Origin of the sequence: Paraburkholderia sp. 35.1 (assembly GCF_050436525.1) — a bacterium.
Classification (GTDB): domain Bacteria; phylum Pseudomonadota; class Gammaproteobacteria; order Burkholderiales; family Burkholderiaceae; genus Paraburkholderia; species Paraburkholderia tuberum.
Window position 1 is genome coordinate 2,318,700 of record NZ_JBNDMJ010000002.1, and the last position, 18,847, is coordinate 2,337,546.

The 18,847-nt window shown below is 62.2% G+C and carries 17 protein-coding genes and 1 pseudogene; 3 read left to right on the plus strand and 15 right to left on the minus strand.

The window, feature by feature from the left end; genetic code table 11:
* Nucleotides 1-13: 13 nt before the first annotated feature.
* The 13 genes and pseudogenes from glnA to OKW27_RS16605 form a co-directional block, all read right to left on the minus strand.
* Nucleotides 14-1,519 (minus strand): type I glutamate--ammonia ligase, encoded by a 1,506-nt coding sequence (gene glnA, locus OKW27_RS16545; protein ID WP_429334113.1) that lies wholly within the window; start codon nucleotides 1,517-1,519, stop codon nucleotides 14-16.
* A gap of 93 nt (nucleotides 1,520-1,612) precedes the next feature.
* Nucleotides 1,613-1,816, minus strand: a complete 204-nt coding sequence (locus tag OKW27_RS16550) for a hypothetical protein (protein ID WP_090806402.1) — start codon at nucleotides 1,814-1,816, stop codon at nucleotides 1,613-1,615.
* Nucleotides 1,817-2,127: 311 nt separating this feature from the next.
* Nucleotides 2,128-2,598, minus strand: coding sequence for a hypothetical protein (locus OKW27_RS16555; RefSeq protein ID WP_429334114.1), 471 nt, complete (start codon nucleotides 2,596-2,598; stop codon nucleotides 2,128-2,130).
* Nucleotides 2,599-3,234: 636 nt separating this feature from the next.
* Nucleotides 3,235-3,468: an FmdB family zinc ribbon protein gene (locus tag OKW27_RS16560; protein ID WP_425199391.1), complete on the minus strand. Its 234-nt coding sequence runs from the start codon at nucleotides 3,466-3,468 to the stop codon at nucleotides 3,235-3,237.
* A gap of 51 nt (nucleotides 3,469-3,519) precedes the next feature.
* Nucleotides 3,520-5,136, minus strand: a complete 1,617-nt coding sequence (locus OKW27_RS16565; protein ID WP_429334115.1) for a methyl-accepting chemotaxis protein — start codon at nucleotides 5,134-5,136, stop codon at nucleotides 3,520-3,522.
* Between the two features lie 199 nt (nucleotides 5,137-5,335).
* Nucleotides 5,336-5,569 (minus strand): annotated as a pseudogene (locus OKW27_RS16570) (phosphatase PAP2 family protein); the annotation flags it as partial.
* A 155-nt stretch (nucleotides 5,570-5,724) separates the two neighbouring features.
* Complete coding sequence (locus OKW27_RS16575) at nucleotides 5,725-7,437, minus strand: SulP family inorganic anion transporter (RefSeq protein WP_429334116.1); 1,713 nt, start codon at nucleotides 7,435-7,437, stop codon at nucleotides 5,725-5,727.
* 529 nt (nucleotides 7,438-7,966) lie between these two features.
* Entirely contained in the window at nucleotides 7,967-9,019 is a 1,053-nt protein-coding gene (locus OKW27_RS16580) for a LacI family DNA-binding transcriptional regulator (RefSeq protein WP_429334117.1), read from the minus strand.
* Between the two features lie 45 nt (nucleotides 9,020-9,064).
* Nucleotides 9,065-10,216: an ABC transporter ATP-binding protein gene (locus tag OKW27_RS16585; protein WP_429334118.1), complete on the minus strand. Its 1,152-nt coding sequence runs from the start codon at nucleotides 10,214-10,216 to the stop codon at nucleotides 9,065-9,067.
* A gap of 12 nt (nucleotides 10,217-10,228) precedes the next feature.
* Nucleotides 10,229-11,146, minus strand: a complete 918-nt coding sequence (locus OKW27_RS16590) for a carbohydrate ABC transporter permease (protein WP_090806412.1) — start codon at nucleotides 11,144-11,146, stop codon at nucleotides 10,229-10,231.
* Nucleotides 11,143-12,099 (minus strand): carbohydrate ABC transporter permease, encoded by a 957-nt coding sequence (locus OKW27_RS16595; RefSeq protein WP_429334119.1) that lies wholly within the window; start codon nucleotides 12,097-12,099, stop codon nucleotides 11,143-11,145. Before OKW27_RS16595 ends, OKW27_RS16590 begins: the two co-directional genes overlap by 4 nt.
* A gap of 8 nt (nucleotides 12,100-12,107) precedes the next feature.
* Nucleotides 12,108-13,346: an ABC transporter substrate-binding protein gene (locus OKW27_RS16600; RefSeq protein WP_429334120.1), complete on the minus strand. Its 1,239-nt coding sequence runs from the start codon at nucleotides 13,344-13,346 to the stop codon at nucleotides 12,108-12,110.
* Between the two features lie 94 nt (nucleotides 13,347-13,440).
* Nucleotides 13,441-14,859 carry a GH1 family beta-glucosidase gene (locus OKW27_RS16605; protein WP_090810118.1) on the minus strand — a complete coding sequence of 473 codons (1,419 nt, stop codon included), beginning with the start codon at nucleotides 14,857-14,859 and terminating at the stop codon, nucleotides 13,441-13,443.
* A gap of 319 nt (nucleotides 14,860-15,178) precedes the next feature.
* On the opposite strand from OKW27_RS16605, the gene OKW27_RS16610 reads away from it, so the two are divergent.
* A complete protein-coding gene (locus tag OKW27_RS16610) occupies nucleotides 15,179-15,565 on the plus strand; it encodes an ester cyclase (RefSeq protein ID WP_429334121.1) in 387 nt (128 codons plus the stop codon).
* 141 nt (nucleotides 15,566-15,706) lie between these two features.
* On the opposite strand, the gene OKW27_RS16615 is transcribed toward OKW27_RS16610, so the two are convergent.
* Together OKW27_RS16615 and OKW27_RS16620 are read right to left on the minus strand one after the other, a co-directional pair.
* Nucleotides 15,707-15,862 carry a hypothetical protein gene (locus OKW27_RS16615; RefSeq protein WP_167368690.1) on the minus strand — a complete coding sequence of 52 codons (156 nt, stop codon included), beginning with the start codon at nucleotides 15,860-15,862 and terminating at the stop codon, nucleotides 15,707-15,709.
* An 82-nt stretch (nucleotides 15,863-15,944) separates the two neighbouring features.
* A complete protein-coding gene (locus tag OKW27_RS16620) occupies nucleotides 15,945-17,189 on the minus strand; it encodes a DUF1479 domain-containing protein (protein WP_429334122.1) in 1,245 nt (414 codons plus the stop codon).
* A 95-nt stretch (nucleotides 17,190-17,284) separates the two neighbouring features.
* On the opposite strand from OKW27_RS16620, the gene OKW27_RS16625 reads away from it, so the two are divergent.
* Both OKW27_RS16625 and OKW27_RS16630 read left to right on the plus strand, forming a co-directional pair.
* Nucleotides 17,285-18,277, plus strand: coding sequence for a helix-turn-helix domain-containing protein (locus OKW27_RS16625; RefSeq protein ID WP_429334123.1), 993 nt, complete (start codon nucleotides 17,285-17,287; stop codon nucleotides 18,275-18,277).
* Between the two features lie 179 nt (nucleotides 18,278-18,456).
* Nucleotides 18,457-18,840: a nuclear transport factor 2 family protein gene (locus OKW27_RS16630; protein ID WP_187613963.1), complete on the plus strand. Its 384-nt coding sequence runs from the start codon at nucleotides 18,457-18,459 to the stop codon at nucleotides 18,838-18,840.
* The last annotated feature ends 7 nt before the right edge of the window (nucleotides 18,841-18,847 follow it).

The window sequence follows — 18,847 nt, forward strand, 5'->3', positions numbered from 1 at the left end:
CTGCGTTGTTCTTCTAGATATCGAAGTACAGGTAAAACTCCCATGGATGCGGACGCAATTTGATGGTGTCGATCTCGCGGCTGCGCTTGTAGTCGATCCAGGTCTGGATCACGTCGTCGGTAAAGACATCGCCTTTGCGCAGGAACGTGTTATCGGTTTCGAGCGCCGCCAGCGCCGCGTCGAGGGAGCCCGGCACCTGCCGTATATTGCGCGCTTCTTCGGGCGGCAGATCGTAGATGTTGCGGTCGAGCGGCTCGCCGGGATCGGTCTTGTTTTCAATGCCGTCGAGGCCGGCCATCAGCATCGCGGCGAAAGCAAGATATGCATTGGCCGACGGGTCCGGACAGCGAAATTCGACGCGCCGCGCGTTCGCCGAATCCGAATACATCGGAATGCGCGCCGCGGCCGACCGGTTGCGCTGCGACATCGCCAGATTGACGGGCGCCTCATATCCCGGTACCAGGCGTTTGTATGAATTCGTCGTCGGCGCGCAGAAGGCCATCAGCGCGGGTGCGTGCTGGAGCAATCCGCCGATGTACCAGCGGCACAGGTCCGAAGTCAGCGCCCAGCCGCCCGCGTCGTAAAAGAGGTTCTGTTCGTCTTTCCACAGGCTCTGGTGACAATGCATGCCGCTCGCATTGTCGGCGAACAGCGGCTTCGGCATGAAGGTTGCGACCTTGCCGTGCCGACGCGCGACGTTCTTGCAGATGTACTTGTAGATCATCACGTTGTCGGCCATGCGGGTCAGCGTCGTAAAGCGCATGTCGATCTCGTTCTGTCCCGCGGTCGCAACTTCGTGGTGATGCACTTCGATCTGTACGCCCGCCTGCTGGAGCGTCAGCGCGATTTCCGAGCGGATCTCCTGCAGCGTGTCATGAGGCGGCACCGGAAAATAGCCCTCCTTGTAGCGCTGCTTGTAGCCGAGGTTGCCACCGCCGTATGCGCCTTCGTCGCGACCGGTGGTCCAGTCGCCCTCGCCCGACTCGACGTAGTAGTAGCCGCAGTGCTGATCCTGGCCGAAGCGGATGGAGTCGAAGATGAAGAATTCGAGCTCCGGCCCGAAATAACACGTCGTCGCGATGCCCGTCTGGCGCAGATAGTTCTCCGCCTTTTTCGCCACGTAGCGCGGATCGCGCGAATACGGCTGCCGCAGCACGGGATCGACGACGTCGCAAATCATCGACAACGTCGGCGTGCCGCAAGCCGGGTCGACGAAGGCCGTCGCCGGGTCAGGCCGCAGCAGCATGTCGGACTCGTGGATCTCCTGAAAGCCGCGGATCGATGAACCATCGAAACCGATGCCGGCGCTGAACAGGTCGTCGTGAACCTCGGGAAGCGTGATCGAAAAATGCTGCCAGAGTCCGGGCAAGTCGGTGAATTTCAGATCGACCATCTGAATATCGCGCGCTTGCAGCAGGCCGATCACATCGCTTGCGCTTTGTGGTCGCGTGACGCGATAGCTGCCCGCTTCGACGGACGCCGCAAACGGCGATCCGGTGGTTCCTTGCGTACTGGCCATGAACTTTGCCCTCTTCCGCCCCATTACCGCCCGTGTACTTATAGTCCAACGTTAGTACGTCCACGCGCGAAAGCAAGGCGGCAGTGCGTGGACCTAGCGGTCTTGCTCCAGTGCCTTCAAATGAGCCTCGCCGGCATCTCTGGCAGCGGCGGAGGTCGCATACGTCTCGTCCGAAACGAGCGAGCGTTTGACCTCACGGGCCGCGAAGTCGACCAGCGTGATGACCCAGACATGCTCGCCACTCTGCTCGGCCGTTTGCACGAAAGCGCGCACGTCGCCCTTGTCCTCTGATTTCATCGTGACCTCCTTGTGGAAAAGTCGCGCGGAAAAAGGGGAGCGCGACAATAAAGCCGTTCGCGAGCCGCGGTGCTTTCCTCACGGAGCGCGTAGCTTGATCTTAGGCAATGGAATCGGTCCGATGACAGTTTTCTCGCTTCCGATGCCGAGCACAGCCGATGGGTTCGGCGGTGAAAGCGGCTTGCCCGCAATCATCTAAAGTCCTCATCGAGACCTTGTCGGCAGGCGCGGTTGCGCCGGTCGAGTAACGCGGACGGGCGTTCGACTGGGCGAGCCGTCTCCCCCAGGGACCTCAGTCGCGGAAATCGAGCTCATTCAGCTTGCGGCGTGGAACGGCGTTGGCCAGTCCGTCTTGCGAACGAGATGAGCGCCGCCCGAGGCAATTCTTCGACTGAAAGCGCCCATAGCGAATACGCAACGCTGCGCTGGAACAACAAGCCGACAGCAGCCCGAAGCTGCCCCTTGCCCAGCGCGTACACCGAGTCGGTCACGGCGACGGCACCGTGCATCAGAATGCTGGCATGCCGGTAGCATCCCATCATGCAGTCATTGCAGGGTTGCCGTTGATCGGGCAGGCGGTCGAGGTCGAAGACGGAGCCCATCGGCTCAGGCCACGCCTCGCAACGCCAAACATCGAGGTTCCAGTCGATATAAAAGTACTTGCTGCCACCGATGCATGGAACCAGTTGCTGTTCGCCGCGCACGAAACGCGCGACCTCGGCCAGCGCAGCGCTCGGGTCCATAACACGGAAATGCTTCTTGAGGCGCGCGATTGCGCTCAACGCTTCGAGTAGTTCGTCGGTGTTCAGGTCGACGAGTTTCGATTCTTCGTCGTAAACAAGCGGGACCCTCAGGGCCTGCCGACGAGTTCGGCAAGAAGCTTCATAGAATACGCTCGACGCGCTGCGCGTGATCCATTCTTACGCCAGCCTACGCCCCGACCCGTGACGGTCAGCGGATGGAAACTACGCACCGTTGAAGTTAAACAACCGCATAACGGCAACCACGCGCAAATGACGTTGCCTATCATGCGTACCGCGCTGTCAATCTGGCAGCAGGCACTGTCTATTTCCAGATTTGCACGCTCCCATCGAGATACCCAATCTCCTTCGTCTTGCTGCCCGTAAGCAGGCACGAGGTTGAAACGGCCCGAGTCCGGAGCGCAAGTCGGCTCACGTCTCGCAGATGTGCAAGGATTTCAAACGAGTCGGCGTTTTCGGTGTGACATCCCGTTTCAGGCTCCTGATAAACACGCGCCGCACAGTCGGCAACCGGCTTACGCCATCCCACAAGGCGACGGGAGGATCGGCGAACGAAGATCCGCCGGCAGGACAGAACCGACGCACGAATGTCCGCACAAAAGCATGGGCGACGGCTGCAAATGGCCCGGATTTTGCCGTCGCCCGGTCAGACAGGTTTCAGCTCTTTCTGGAGGTTTTCGGCACAAATAGCGTGGGTGTGTGCAGAACCTTCTCGCTTCCGCACTTTGGGCAAGCCGGATGAGCGTTTTCATGTTCAGCAAGATGCTCGGCATGTTCGAACATCTCACCGCACTTCTCACACCTGTACCGGTAAGTCGGCATGGCATTCCTCCAACGAGAATCCCGCACGTCGGGCTGACCAGATACGTCTACGACGTCGGCAATAACCATTCTAGTGCAGGAAAGTGCGAGAAACGCCTGCGTGCACCTCGCGCGCAGCGCTCATCGTATGGGGCGAATGTCAGTTTGCCCGTCGCCTACCAGCCGAAATACCTGCACGGCATCTTCCAATGTGGACGCCTGTTCTTGCATGCTGGCTGCCGCGGCTGCCACCTGCTCCACCAGGGCAACGTTCTGCTGGGTCATCTCGTCCATCTGCCCGATCGCGCGGTTGACTTCGCCGATGCCGGTACTTTGCTCGTTGCTCGCGTGGGTAATCTCACCCATCAAAGTGACCACACTATCGACAGCCGTGACGATTTCGGTCATGTCCCGGCCAGCCTGGTCGACCAGTTCGCCGCCTGCATTGACGTTGCCGACCGAGTCGGTGATCAGCGCCTTGATTTCCTTGGCGGCCGTGGCGCTGCGTTGGGCCAGGCTGCGCACCTCGGCGGCGACGACCGCAAAGCCGCGTCCCTGGTCGCCGGCGCGGGCTGCCTCGACGGCCGCGTTCAAAGCCAGGATATTGGTCTGAAAAGCAATTGAGTCGATCATGCTAATGATGTCGACGATCTTGTGTGAACTGCCGCGGATCAACGACATGGTGGTCACCACATGCCCCACCACGGTGCCGCCTTTGACCGCGAGATCGGAGGCCGAGGCGATGTGTTGGTTGGCGTCCGAAGCGCGTTCGGCATTGGCGCGGACCATCGCCGTCAATTGTTCCATCGTCGACGCGGTTTCCTCGAGCGAGCCAGCCTGCGCCTCGGTGCGGGACGAAAGCTCCGCGTTGCCGGCCGCAATTTCGCGCGCGCCCAGCGCGATCATATCGGAGGCACGTCGGACGTTGCCGACTACCGAGGCCAAACCGACACTGATGCCGTTCATTGCCTGCATCAACTGGCCCAGTTCGTCGCGCCGGCTGACATGAACTTGCGCGGTCAAATCGCCGGCCGCGAGTTTTTCGGCGGCGGCCTTCGCTTCGAGCAGTTGCATGCCGAGACCGCGCCGGGTCGTCACGAAGACCAGCGCGCTGACCAGCAGCGCGCCGAGTAGCCCGAAGCCGATCACCCCGGTTTGCAGGAAAGCGGGCAACGCCGCTCCCGGGCTCGATCGGTCGGGGGGGATCACGGCCTCCAGCAGCCGACCATAGGCCAGCAGAAGTACGGTATTGGCGGCCAGGGTAAGCAGCGCGAGTCTGGCTCCGATCGACAGGTTCCACACCTCACTGACGTCGAGGCCGACATACAGCGCGCCGATTACCTCGCCAGAACTGTCCCGGATCGGCTCGTACCGTGTCATGTATTGCTTGCCGAATAGCGTCGCGTAACCGGTGTAGGGTCGCCCGCCGCGCAGCATCCGATAGCCGGGATGCGAGCGGTCGAGTACCGTGCCCACGGCCCGCTCGCCGGTTTGCCTTTTGACCGAAGTGGCGACGCGCACGAAGTCGTCGCCAATTGCGACGAATAACGTGCCCGTCGCGCGGGTCTTGCCGGTGAAGTGGTCCACTTCGCCGTAGTTGAGGTTCAGCAGGGTGCTCCCGTTCAGCAGCCCGGGGGTCATGACACCGAGGATGTCGACACTGCTTGATTCGTCGCGTGAAAATGGAGCTGGAAAATACCCGGCGAGCGTTCGCGCGTGACGGCGCACCTGGGCCTTGAGCGGCAGCAGAAAGTACATGAAGTGAACCCCGTCGACTAAGTCAGCGAGCCGAATAAACCGGACGTTTTATTCTGAATTCATTAGACAGAATATTGCATGAGATGGCAATAGAGTGTGCTCGCTAATCTCAGCTCACTGAAAGGCGGCGCCAGGGCGAACCTCAAGAATATCGGCATGCGCCGTGGCGCTCCGCGCGGATCATAGATGTTTGACACGCCAGCAGCCTTCCGACGAAGAGCGCCACGACACCGCTGAGAAGCGTCGCGAGAACTATTTCGCGCCGCCATTCGGGGCGCCCGTCTTGCTGAAACCAGATCCACCAAAGCACGGCAATCAGTACCAGGCGTTTAAAGGTGTAGAGGTCGGCGATGGCTTGTATCGATTGGGTCGCGAAATGACCGAAGTGTATGCTGGACAGATATGTTTCGATGGTCGAATCGAAGCCGTTCATGTTCCTGTAATCGATATCTGCCAATCGAAGCGGAACGTCAGAATAATTGAGGCAAGCGACAACAAAAGAGGCGCAGACAACGTTTGCTAGCAATTTGCCCTTCCGAGGCGGTGTTCGCGGCATGCGCCGCCTCAGTGCGAAGCCAGGGCGGCCCGTTATGGCGCCCCCTTAACCCGCTCATGCGGATTCTCCACTCCCGCCATGCTCAGCGCCTCATGCAGCGTGCCGAAAATACAGCGCTCCTCGACGATCGGCGTGATTCCATGCCGATCCATATCCGAGCGCAAATAGCGATTCACCCGCGCAAAGACCACCTCGATCCCATTGCGCTTGAGCGCCGAACACAACTCGCCCACCGAGCGCGCCGCCGAATAATCGACATCCGTAATCGCGCTCGCGTCGACGACGAACCAGCGCACGGCGTTCGGTGCGTGATCGATCAGGCGGCGCGTATCGTCGACGAAAAAATGATCGTTCGCGTAGAACAGATCGGCGCCGAAACGATACACGATCAACCCCGGCGCGGTCTCCACGCCGGGCACCGCCGGCACCGGCACCCACATGCCGTCGCCGTTGGGCGCGAGCATCATCGTGTGGGGGCGGTAGCTGTGTCGCACGTGACGCAGCAACGACAACGCAACGGCGACCAGAATGCCGTGCTCGACGCCGATCAGCACGACCGCCGCCGCCGTGAACAAAGCCAGCGCGAATTCGCCGGGACTTTCGCGACGAATCGAAAAGAGCGACTGCAGATCGATCAGGCCGACCGCGATCGTAAACACGATGCTCGCGAGAATGCAGTGCGGCAGATACTGCAGATAGCGGCTGAAAAACAGCAGCACGACCACCACGACCGCCGCGAACACGAGCTGCGCGAACTGGCTGCGCGTGCCGGCGCGATCGGCCATCGCGGTCTGGGTCAGGCTGCCGTTGACGACGAACGCGCCGGAAAACGCCGCCGCCGCGTTGGCGGCCGCGATGCCGAGCAGGTCTGCGTTGGTATCGATCGGCTCGTGATAGCGGTCGGCAAACACCCGGCTCGCCGCGGCGCTTTGCGCGACGATCATCACGAAGCACGACGCCGCGACCGGCACGAGATCGAGCATCTGCTGCCACGTCACCGACGCAATCCGCAGCGGCGGCAATCCGCCCTCCACCGGTCCGAGGATGGAGATGCCGTGCGCGGCGAATCCGAACACATCGCTCGCGGCAATGCCCGCGACGACCGCGACCAACGGCACCGGCAGGCGCGGCCAGAAACGTTTGCAGACGAGAATCGCGGTCACCACGAGCAGCGAGATCGCCAGTGTCGGCCGATTGATCTGCGCGGCGTCGCTCACGACGAGCAGCAGTTGTTTCACGCTGCTCGCCGCATGTCCGGGCACGCCGAGCATGTCGCCGAGCATCGCGATGCCGACCTGCACGCCGACGCCCGCAAGAAAGCCGACCAGCACCGTACGCGACAGGAAATCGGCGAGAAAGCCGAGCTTGAAGATGCGCGCGACGAACAGCAACGCGGCCGTCAGCAACGCGACCATCGCCGCGAGCGCCGCATACTCGGCGCTCGACGCGGGCGCCATCGTCGAAAGACGACTCGCGAAGATCGTCGCGGTGGCCGAATCGGCGGCGACGACCAGATGCCGCGAAGCACCGAAGAACGCGAACGCGACGAGCGGCAGGAACACCGTGTAGAGCCCGGTGACGGCCGGCATGCCGGCAATGCGCGCATAGCCGAGGACCTGCGGAATATCCATCGACGCAAGCTGCACACCGGCCAGCGCATCGCGCGCCGCCGCAATCCGGCTCAAAGGAAGAACGCCCTTCAGCACGCCGGCACGCGCCGCCATTTTTTGCAGAGAATCTTGCATACGCGATGCTGACCTAAAACGAAAGTAATCGCGCATCGTGCCGCGAACCGGCGCGCCAAGGCAAGACTTATGAAAAGGAGAACGGGCTATTGACGAAAACGAAAACGAGAAAGCAAACCGAAAGAACGCAAACGATTGCTCCTTTCAAGCGCACAACAAACTAACGGACGTTAATCGCAAAGCGAAAATCTCCACGGCGCAGCCGCGGAAAAAACTCGCGAAGAAGATCTACCGTTTGAATTGCCCTGTCTGCGGGTCCACATGGCGCGCGAAACCGAACAGCGCAGCAATGCAGATCGGACAGGCGATCAGAAAGATGACCAGCATCACACTCACCCCGTAACAACTTGTTACCGGGAATTGTAAAGAAATTTGAAGTAAGTTTAATGAGGGAAAACCGCAAAGCACTATTGCGCAGGATTACGGGAGCCTTAAAAAGATCGTCGATGCGTAAGTGAAAACGCGAATAGGCCGCCACGGCGCGCGTCCGCGCGCCAGGCATCACACCGCCACGATTAGCCAAACCCTTCTACCGCTTTGCGCCGCGCGTATTTTTCTTCGGCATCGGCGCTGGCCCGACCGATTCGCGCATCGTCACGCTGAGCGGAAACTCGCGCAAGATCTCCCAGTTGGTGCCGTAACACTGGTTGATGAGCCAGCGCACCGCGTTTTGCGTAAGTTCCCCGGTTGGGATATGCACCGACGTGAGCCCGGGCGCCGCGTAGGCGGCCGAGTAGTCGTCGTCGTAGCTGATCACGGAGATGTCGTGCGGCACCGAAATGCCCGCCTGGTGAAAGCGCGCGAGCACGCTGACCGCCATCGTGTCGTTCGCGCAGAACAGGCCGGTCACGCGCCGCTGCGTCTCGAGCAGCTTCTGCGCGGCCGCGTAGCCGCCTTCGGGCGAAAAGTCGGATTCGATCAGCGTGACGTCGTCGCGCGCAATGCCGGCTCGCGCGAGTTCGGCGAAAAAGCCGTCGATCCGCATCACGTTGTCCGATGCGGTAGCGGGCCCGGAAATCACCGCGATGTCGCGATGCCCGTGATCGAGCAGCGTGCGCGCCGCGAGTTCGCCGCCGCGCCGATGATCCGCGCTGAACGACGCCTCGGGCCACTGCTCGAACGCGCGATTCAGGAACACCATCTTCGGATGCATGCCATGCAGCATGATCAGGTCTTCGTCGTGCAGATCGTGGCTGATCACGACCACGCCATCGCAATCGCGGCCGATCAAAAAGCGCACTGCCTCGATCGCCTGCTCGCGCGGCGACACCTCGCCGCAACCGGTCGCGACCACGACATGGCGCCCCACCGCGCGCAGCTCGGTGTCGGTCTGCTTCAGGATCGTGCCGTAGTAGGAACCAAAGAAGGTCGGCACGAAGATGCCGATGATGCCGAGCTGCTGCGTCGCCATCGCCCGGCCGATCGACGACGGGCGGAAATTCAGCGCCTCGATCGCCGCCTTCACGCGCGCCGCGGCATCGGCGGAAATCGGTCCCTTGCCGGAAATGGCTCGTGAGGCGGTCGACATGCCCACGCCGGCCAGTTCCGCGACGTCCTTGAGTGTTGCCACGCGGTTCTCCATCAAGCCTGTCTCGACGAGCCGCTTCGCGCGTGACGCGCCGCGGCGTTATAAGCGCGCGCCGCTCGCTTCGTCGAATAGCGAGACATGCGCGGCGTCGAACGAGAACGCCACGGTGTTACCCTCCGCAATCGGCGCTTTGGTCTGATCGATCGACGCGATCTGTTCGCCATGATAGTCGAGCCAAATCACGCGGTGGTTGCCCATCGGCTCCATCAGCGAAACTTTCGCGCGCTCGCTGGCGCCTTCCGTGATATGCACGTCTTCGGCGCGCACGCCGAGCACGCAGCGCACGCCCTGCGAGGGCGCCCCCTTGAACGCGTACGCCGAGACGTCGATCCGCACCTGCGCAGTGCAAAAGTGAAGCGCGCCGTCGCGCGTCTCGAGCGTGCCCCTCAGCAGATTCATCGCCGGCGAGCCGAGGAAGGTCGCCACGAACAGATTGTTCGGCCGCGCATAGACCTCGGCCGGCGTGCCGAACTGCTGGATCACGCCGCCGCGCATCACGGCCATGCGCGTCGCGAGCGTCATCGCCTCGACCTGGTCGTGCGTCACGTAGATCATCGTCGCGCCCAGGCTGTGATGCAGCTGCTTCAGTTCGCGGCGCAGTTCGGTGCGCAGCTTCGCGTCGAGGTTCGACAGCGGCTCGTCGAACAGGAACACGTCGGCCTCTCGCACGATCGCGCGGCCGATCGCGACGCGCTGCCGCTGTCCGCCCGACAACTGCGACGGCTTGCGCTTGAGCAGCGGCCCCAGTTGCAGCATCTCCGACGCGCGGGCGACACGCCGCGCGATTTCCGCCTTCGGCGTGCCGTTGATGCGCAGCGCGAACGACAGGTTGCGCTCGACGCTCATGGTCGGATACAACGCGTACGACTGGAACACCAGCGCGATGCGGCGATCCTTCGGATCGGCCCACGTCATGTCTTCGCCGGCGATCTCGATGCTGCCGTCGCTGACATCGATCAATCCCGCGATGCTGTGCAGCAGCGTGGACTTGCCGCAACCCGACGGCCCCAGCAGCACGACGAACTCGCCGGCGAGCACGTCGAGATCGAGGTTCTCGATCACCGTGCTCGAACCGAGGCGAATCGTCAGATTGCGGACCGCCACATTGGCGGGATGCGTGAGCGCCGCGGCGTCGGAGTCAACGTCAGCGCTTGCACCCGGCACGCCGGCCGCATCGATCGTATTAGCCATGTTTGCTATGCCCTACCCCTTGACGGCGCCCGACGCAATGCCGCGCACGAACCAGCGGCCCGAAATGAAATAAACCGCGAGCGGCACCAGCGACGTCAGGATCGTCGCCGCCATATTGACGTTGTAGAGCCGCTCGCCGGTCGTCGTGTTGATGATGTTGTTCAACTGCACCGTCATCGGTAGATTCTTCGTGCCAGCGAACACGAGGCCCAGAATGAAGTCGTTCCAGATGTTCGTGACCTGCATGATCAGCGCGACGACGATGATCGGCGTCGACATCGGCAGCATCAGTTGAAAGAAGATGCGCCAGAAGCTGCCGCCGTCGATGCGCGCGGCCTTGAACAGCTCCTGCGGAATCGACGCGTAGTAGTTGCGGAACAGCAGCGTCATGACCGGCATGCCGAACATCGTATGGATCAGCACGATGCCCGGCAGCGAGCTGAACAGATGCACGCTCGCGAGCACGCGCACGAGCGGATAGATCATTACCTGCACTGGAATGAACGCGCCGACGAGCAGCACGCCGAACAGCAGACCCGCGCCGCGCGGCCGCCAGAACGACAGCGCGTAGCCATTCACCGCGCCGACCATGATCGACAGCACCGTGCTAGGCACGACGATACGCACCGAGTTCCAGAAGCCGACGCGAATGCCGTTGCAATCGAGCCCGGTGCAGGCCGACTGCCATGCGGCGCTCCACGCGTCGAGCGTGAAATGCATCGGCAAGCCGAGCAGATTGCCGAGGCGGATCTCGCTCATCGGTTTGACCGACGTGACCAGCATCACGTAGAGCGGCAGCAGAAAGAACACCGCCGCGGTGAGCAGAAACGCGTAGATGCCCAGGCGCGCCGGCGAAAACGCCGAGCGGCGGGGCCGCGTGCGCGCGCGATGCGGCATGCCGCCTTTGAGCGTGGAATCGAGCGTGTTCATCCTCTCTCCCCGCGCAGCGCCGCACGGCTGCGTGCATAGAAGAACGGCGCGAGAACCGCCAGCACCGTCGCGAGCAGCACGATCGATGCGGCCGACGCAAGGCCGATGTTCGCGCGCCCGAACAGATAGTCCATGATGAATTTGGCCGGCACTTCGCTCGCAGTGCCGGGGCCGCCCTGCGTCATCGCGACGACCGCGTCGTACAGCTTCACGACCATCACGAACAGCAGCACGAACGCGGTCGAGATCGACGGTCCGAGCATCGGCACCACGATGCTCGCGTACACGCGCCAGCGTGGAATGCCGTCGACGCGCGCGGCTTTCCACAACTCTTCGTCGATGCCGCGCAGGCCCGCGAGCAACAGCGCCATCACGAGGCCCGAAGCTTGCCACACGGTCGCGATCACGATCGTGTAGATGACCCAGTCCTGATCGACGATCCAGTCGAAGCGCGCATGCGCGAAGCCGAGGTTGCGCAGCACCTGCTGCGCACCGAGCGCGGGATTCAGGATCCATTGCCACACGAGCCCGGTCGCGACGAACGACATCGCGTACGGATACAGAAACACCGTGCGCAACGCGCCTTCCGCGACCACGCGCTGATCGATAAAGATCGCCAGCAGCAAGCCGATCACCATGCACGCGATGATGAAACACGCGCCATAGATCACGATGTTCTGCAGCGACGTCAACCAGCGGTCGTTGTGAAAGAGCCGCACGTACTGCGTGAAGCCCACGAAGTCGTGCGACGGAAACGTGTGCGAATTGCTGAGCGACACGCGCGCGGTCCAGACCATCGTGCCCAGGTACGTGAACACGACGGTCAGGAGCATCGGCAGCAAGGCCAGCCAGACCGCGATCGAAAACCGCCGGTTCAGCGGCTTGTTTCGCGGTTTGGGGTGCGGCTTGCCTTGTGGTTTCGGACCCCCGGCTGGCAGCTTGAGCGCGTGCACGGCGAGGCCTAGCCCTTCAACGCGCTGGCGAACGCTTTCTGCGCGTCGTCGACGGACTCGTTCTTGTTCCAGAAGTTCGTCACGACGTCAGTCAGCGCACCCTGCATATCGGGCGACAGCAGCATTTCCGGATTCGGCAACTGGCGCGACTTGTCCTTCATGATCGCGATGCCCTCCTTGGCGCAGACGTCGAGGCTGCTTGCGTCGACGTCAGACCGGATCGGAATCGAGCCCTTCTTCGCGCTGAACGCGACCTGCGCGGACGGCGAGGTCATCACCGTGGCGAGCAGATTCTGCGCCTTGATCGCCGACGCGCTGTCGGTCTTCGGGAACACGAAGACGTCGCCCGCGACCAGATACGGCGAACGCGGACCGAAGCCCGGGAAGCAGCCGAAGTCCTTGCCCGCCGTTTGATTCGCCGCGACGAACTCGCCCTTCGCCCAGTCGCCCATGATCTGAACGCCGGCCTTGCCCGAAGTCACGAGCGCGGTCGCGTCGTTCCAGTTGCGGCCAGGCGAGCCCGGATCGACGAAATCGTGCAGCCGCTTGAACGACACGAGCACCTTCTTGAACGCATCGGAGTTCACCCAGTTCTGATCGTGATCGCGATAGACCTTCATATACAGGTCGGGGCCGCCCACATCAGCGAGCACCGCGTCGAACGTGATCTTCTCCTGCCACGGCTGGCCGCCGAACGCGAGCGGAATCACGCCCGCGCTCTTCAGCTTGCCGAGATCGGCGATGAATTCGTCGTAGCTTTTGGGCTCGCTCGCGATGCCCGCTTTCCGGAACACCGGCTTCGAGTAGAAGAACCACGCGGGCATGTGAATGTCGACCGGCGCCGCGTAGAAATGGCCCTTCACGCGGATACTGTCGAGAATCGACTGCGGGAAAATGCCGTTCCAGTTTTCTTTCGCGGCGACGTCGTCGACGTTATTCAGGAGTCCCTGGTCGATCAGATCGTGAAACTGCTTCGACGTATTGAACTGGGCGGCGGTGGGTGGATCGCCGCCGACGATCCGGTTGATCGCGGTGGCACGCGCCTGATCTCCGCCGGCGACTGCGTTGTCGACCCATTGGCCGCCGGCCTTGTCGTACGCGACGGCAAACTGCCGAATCGCGGCCGACTCGCCGCCCGAGGTCCACCAGTGAATCACGTTAGCCTTGAGCGGTTCCGCATGCGCGACGACGCCATACAGCGCCAGTGCCGCAACTACGCCTCGCAAGACCATTCTGTTGCTGTTCATTCCGTCTCCTCCAGGCTCAGCGCCCGTGTGTCAAGTCGAAATACCTTCCAGCTCCACCCGGCTTTACATCGTTGCTGCGTCGTTTTAATTGTGTTTATTGCGCTTGCGCGTTGCGATCTTCGAGGAATTTCGACACCAGCTCCGCGCTGCGCTTGACGGTACGCTTCTGCGTTTGGTAGTCGACGTGCACGATGCCGAAGCGCCGCTCATAGCCGAAAGCCCACTCGAAGTTGTCCATCAGCGACCACAGGAAATAGCCGCGCACGTCGACGCCCGCCTTGATCGCCTGATCGACCGCGGCGAGATGGCGCTTCAGGAACGAGATGCGCTGCGTGTCCTCGACGCGGCCGTCGATCACCTTGTCGTCCGATGCCATGCCGTTCTCGGTGATGTAGATCGGCGGCAGATTGGCATAGGTATCCCTGAAACCGGTCAACAGATCGCGAAGACCGTCAGGGTAAACCTCCCAGCCCATCTGCGTGCGCTCGACACCCTCGAGCGGCACGTCCTTGAAACCGTGCCCACCATCGCTCGCCACGTTGGTGCGGAAATAATAGTTGATGCCGAGAAAATCGAGCGGCGTATTGATCGTCTGCATGTCGCCTTCGAGCACGAGCGGCTCGCTGCCCGGCCACAACTCGAACAGGTCTTGCGGATACTCGCCCTTGAACAGCGGATCGAGAATCCACGCGTTGTGCTGAACTTCGAACAGCTCGGCCGCGCGACGGTCGGCGGCGCTGTCGCTATTCGGCGTGCCGCGCCCGACATTCGCGACGATGCCCTTGTGCGAGCGCGGATCGTTCGCGCGCAGCACCGGAATCGCGAGACCGTGCGCGAGCAGCAGATGATGCATGGCCTGCGCGGCGAAGCGCAGGTTCGAGAGTCCCGGCGCGTGATGGCCGTTGCCGTAGCCGAGGTACGCCGAACACCACGGCTCGTTGAGCGTCGCCCACGCATCGACGAGGCCGTGCAGCTCGCGGCTCATCAGATCCGCGTAATCGACGAAACGGTACGCGGTTTCGCGATTGAGCCAGCCGCCGCGATCCTCGAGATGCTGAGGCAGATCCCAGTGATAAAGCGTGACGAAAGTCGTGATGTTCTTCTCTTTGAGCCGTCCGAGCAGGCGCTTGTAGAAGTCGAGCCCCTTGCGGTTCGGCGTGCCGTTTTCGTCCATCACACGCGGCCATGCGGTCGACAGCCGGTACGCTTCGAGGCCGAGGCCCGCGAGCAGGTCGACGTCCTGTTCCCAGCGATGATAGTGATCGCACGCGACGGCGCCGGTGTCGCCGGCCAATACCTTGCCCGGTGTGGCCGAGAACGTGTCCCAGATCGACGGCAGGCGGCCGTCTTCGTTGACCGCGCCTTCGATCTGATACGACGCGGTGGCCGCGCCGAGCAGGAAATCCTGGCGCCACAGCGACGAATCGGCGGGCGGTGTGAATGGATCGGAATGCGGGTCGCCGTGAGCGGTTGGACGGGCGGCGTCGATGACTGCGGATGCGTCGTTTACCACGGATTCTCTCCTGCCGATGAGGTCGTTGAACCGGGTGTGGTGGAGCTCGAGGCGCTGGCGTTCGAACTTGCTGTGAACGCTTAAGTGGAAGCGCTTCCACACTGTCCAGCGAACGATAGCAGCGGGGAAATCGGCGCAGCAATCCGGGTTTGTCTGGAGGGGTTTCTGGCATGCGTGCGAGGGTGATGCGGCGCGCATCGGGGGTGTTCACTGCAACGGATAGTTACGGCTTCCGACGAAAATCCCTGGCAGCCGTGCAACGCAAAGTCTCGGATCGCCGACAATCGGCTTATCCACTGAAGCATGGAAGACGATTGCGATGAGCGAATTCAATCTGCCGGAACTCTACCGCGGCTATATCGCCTGCCTGAACACGCAGGACTGGTCAAAGCTGCGAGACTTCGTTGGCGAAGACGTGAAGTACAACGGCCAACGAATCGGTTTGTCGGGCTATCGCGAGATGCTGGAAAGAGACTTCCGCGACATTCCCGACCTGCACTTCGAGATTCAGATGCTGGTTTGCGAGCCGCCACATATCGCAAGCCGATTGCATTTTGACTGCACACCCATCGGCACGTTACTTGGGCTTCCCGTGCAAGGAAAACGGGTGGAGTTTTCCGAGAACGTCTTCTACGAGTTTGGTGACGGCAAGATCCGGCAAGTCTGGTCGGTCATCGATAAAGCCGCGATCGAGAGTCAGTTGTAGCGGCTCAGGGACACGCCGCGCTCAAACGTTTCTCTTTGGCATCAGCGCACCGCGTTCTCGGGTCCCTCGGTGTCGACCAGTCGCGCCGCGCGCTCCGCCCGCATTTCACTTCGATTCTTTTTATCGGGCGAATGCGCTCGTCTATGGCTTGTCGTCCTCGCGATCGGGGTCGATGTCGGGATCGAGCGGCGGCTCATCCGGATCCTGCGATGGACCGAGGTCGGGCAGATCCGTCTGCACGACGTCGGACTGATCCGGGCGGATCGGGTTTTCGTCCTTGTTCGGTGTGGTTGCCATGGCCGGTCCTCCTTAGGTCGTTGCCATGCTGAAGACGCAGCAAGTTCCGCTCCCGATCCAGACGCGGCCATGCCCGTTCCGGTCACAAGTCGAAGCCCATTTGCGCACGGCCAAGCTCGGTGAGATCGTCTGGCGTGGCGCGGCCGACGAAATCGACTTCGAAATGATCGGCCGGAAAATCCGGCGGGCTCCTGCCTTCGAGAAAGCCCGGCAGTTGCCGCTTCAGATACGCATCGTTCTTCGCGCAGCCCGGCAGCGAAGCGATATACATCACGTTGCTATAGCCGTTGCCGCGATGCGCGTCCTCGACCGCGTGAATGACGTCGCTATGCCAGAACACGGTGTCGCCCGCCTGCATCAGCGGAATCGACGACAGCGCATGAAACAGCGGCGCGTGATAGTCGGACTTGATCGACAGCGCGCGCCCCGGCAGCGCTCCGCACAGATCGTCTTCGGCGACATCATCCTGAAGCGCGCGCAACAGGATATAGACCATCGAGTTCGCCATCGGCACCAACTGCAGCGTGCCGTCGCCGGGACCCTGCGGCGTCAGCGCGGTCCAGCCTTGAAACGTGCGGAACATCGAGCAGACGGCCGGCGATGCGATCTCCTCGACTTCGGTTCGCCACGCGGCGTCGAACGGATCGTAGTCGCGCCAGTGGCCCGAGAACACATGGCGATAGACCTTGCGGAAGTTCGGCTCGATCCAGCGCTCCACCGAACCGCCGTCGCAATGCGCAGACAACCCGAGCGATTCCGAGCCGGGCGGCCGACGGCGCAGGCGGTCCGCATACACCGGCACATGGTTCGGATCGAAATGCACGCGCCCTTCGCTTTCGGTGCGCCACAGCCGGTTCAGGAACACGCGGGCCTGCGTGAGCTCGGTCGATTGCCGCGCGAGCACCTGCGGTTTCGACCAGTACACACCGTAGATTTGCGGCTTGCTCGAGGCGAGCTGCCCAAAGTACTTGTCTTCCGCGCGATTCTGCAGCTTTGCGTCGAGGTCGTTGCGCTCGACGTAGTCGGCGATGTCCTGATCCCATTGCTCGACGAGCGACCGGCCGAACACCTTGCGGATCACACAGGCGCCGCGCGCTTTGACGAGCGCGATCTGCTCGTCGGTGACCCGGTTCGCCACGATGTCGGCGAACTGGATTTCCGGAATGACCGGCTCGCCGCGCTCACGCAGCGTCGCGATTCGCTCCGCCTCCTTCGTCATCGCCGCTTCGACGTCGGCGAACACGTCGCGGTAGTTCGGCAGCATCGCGCGCAGTTGGCGCTTCGCTTGACGGATGGCTGGCGGCAGGTCGTCGATTTGCAAGGCCATGGCATCGTCTCCATGTGGTTTCTGATGCTTGAAGCGTACGCGAACGATCGCCGCCTGCGTGATACTATCCGGTCAAAGATTTGACGATTTCGGACATGAAAGCCGCTTTTGAACATGTGGATTTTGGCCGGGACTGTTCGGTCAGGGTTTACCACCGCCGGCTGCCCCGCATCCCTTTCGAATGGCACAACCATCCCGAGTACGAGCTGACGCTGACGATGAACAGTCAGGGCAAGCGGTACATCGGAGACTCCGTCGCGACCTACGGCGCGGACGATCTGGTGCTGGTGCCCCCGAATCTGCCGCACACTTGGGCCTCGAACCGTTCGATCGACGCGGCGCACCCGCAGGTCGCGATCGTCGTATGGTTCGACGGCGCGTGGGTGCGGCGACTCGCCGATGTCTGCCCCGAATACAACGGACTTTGCGACCTGTTGCGCAGAGCGGCCTGCGGCCTCGCGTTCGAAGACGGTGCCGGCACACGCATGCGCGAACACCTCGACCGCCTGCTGTCCGACAAACCGCGCGAACGCTTGCAGGCGGCGCTCGATGTACTGGATCTGCTGTCGGCGCTCCCCGCCACGCCGCTCGCGTCCCCAAGCGCATTCGACGCGCGAACCGGCACGCCGACTGGCCACGAATCCGATCAAATCAATCGCGTGCTCGCGTTGATCGAAACACAGTTCGCGCATCCGCTTCGGCTTTCCGCGCTGGCCAAGGCGTCGGGGCTTTCCGAGCGCTCGTTGACGCGGCATTTCACGCAGCATCTTGGCGAGAGCGTCGGGCGCTACGTGACGCGCGTACGAATCGGCCACGCATGCCGGATGTTGACCGATACGCAAGCGCCGATTTCCGTCATTGCGACGCGCTCCGGATTCGCGAACGTCGCGAATTTCAACCGGCAATTCAAAGCCGCCAAGGACATGACACCGGTTGAATTCAGGCAGCAGTTCGCGGGCGCGCGGCGGGCGGAGCAACAGATGTCGCCAATGCTCACCGAGCGCTCGCCTTCTCTGCAGAGACTTCGCAACAAAGGAGACGGCAAGCGGATGTCTCGGCCCGCGCGGGCCGGCCGGCAGTCCGAATGACCGGACTACTCGGCGAGCAATCCCTGCAGGCGCCAGACATTTTTTGCACGTCCGGGGGAGTACTTGCAGCAAGGGTGGGGCCAGGGATTTATGGCGCAGACTATGCGCTGGCGGCGAAATTTCAACGCGACGGCAACGCGCGGTTGGTCGACTGCAACACCCGACTCTGGAGGCACTCCATGAACGAACAAGCGATACGTGAAGCCTTGAACGCACACTGGCGAGCGTCGGCGGACGGCGATCTCGACGCCGAACACGCTATCTACGCCGACGATGCGATCTGCGACTATCCCCAATCAGGCGAGCGAATTCATGGACGAACCAATTTGCAGGCTCTGCGCGGCCATCATCCCGGCAAGCCATCGGGTTTCGCGATCAGGCGAATTCAAGGCGAGGGCAGTCTGTGGATCACCGAGTACACGATCAACTATCAGGGGCGCATCGCTTACACGGTCAGCGTGATGGAGTTCCGCGAAGGCAAGGTCGTCCACGAGACGCAGTATTTTGCTGATCCGTTCGAGGCCCCGGATTGGCGGAGTCAATGGGTTGAGCGGACCGCGTGAAAAACGC

Coding starts and splice junctions, on each gene's coding strand:
- glnA (WP_429334113.1), bottom strand. CDS start 1,519: ATGGCCAGTACGCAAGGAACCACCGGATCGCCGTTTGCGGCGTCCGTC.
- OKW27_RS16550 (WP_090806402.1), bottom strand. CDS start 1,816: ATGAAATCAGAGGACAAGGGCGACGTGCGCGCTTTCGTGCAAACGGCC.
- OKW27_RS16560 (WP_425199391.1), bottom strand. CDS start 3,468: ATGGTTATTGCCGACGTCGTAGACGTATCTGGTCAGCCCGACGTGCGG.
- OKW27_RS16565 (WP_429334115.1), bottom strand. CDS start 5,136: ATGTACTTTCTGCTGCCGCTCAAGGCCCAGGTGCGCCGTCACGCGCGA.
- OKW27_RS16575 (WP_429334116.1), bottom strand. CDS start 7,437: ATGCAAGATTCTCTGCAAAAAATGGCGGCGCGTGCCGGCGTGCTGAAG.
- OKW27_RS16580 (WP_429334117.1), bottom strand. CDS start 9,019: ATGGAGAACCGCGTGGCAACACTCAAGGACGTCGCGGAACTGGCCGGC.
- OKW27_RS16585 (WP_429334118.1), bottom strand. CDS start 10,216: ATGGCTAATACGATCGATGCGGCCGGCGTGCCGGGTGCAAGCGCTGAC.
- OKW27_RS16590 (WP_090806412.1), bottom strand. CDS start 11,146: ATGAACACGCTCGATTCCACGCTCAAAGGCGGCATGCCGCATCGCGCG.
- OKW27_RS16600 (WP_429334120.1), bottom strand. CDS start 13,346: ATGAACAGCAACAGAATGGTCTTGCGAGGCGTAGTTGCGGCACTGGCG.
- OKW27_RS16610 (WP_429334121.1), top strand. CDS start 15,179: ATGAGCGAATTCAATCTGCCGGAACTCTACCGCGGCTATATCGCCTGC.
- OKW27_RS16615 (WP_167368690.1), bottom strand. CDS start 15,862: ATGGCAACCACACCGAACAAGGACGAAAACCCGATCCGCCCGGATCAG.
- OKW27_RS16620 (WP_429334122.1), bottom strand. CDS start 17,189: ATGGCCTTGCAAATCGACGACCTGCCGCCAGCCATCCGTCAAGCGAAG.
- OKW27_RS16625 (WP_429334123.1), top strand. CDS start 17,285: ATGAAAGCCGCTTTTGAACATGTGGATTTTGGCCGGGACTGTTCGGTC.
- OKW27_RS16630 (WP_187613963.1), top strand. CDS start 18,457: ATGAACGAACAAGCGATACGTGAAGCCTTGAACGCACACTGGCGAGCG.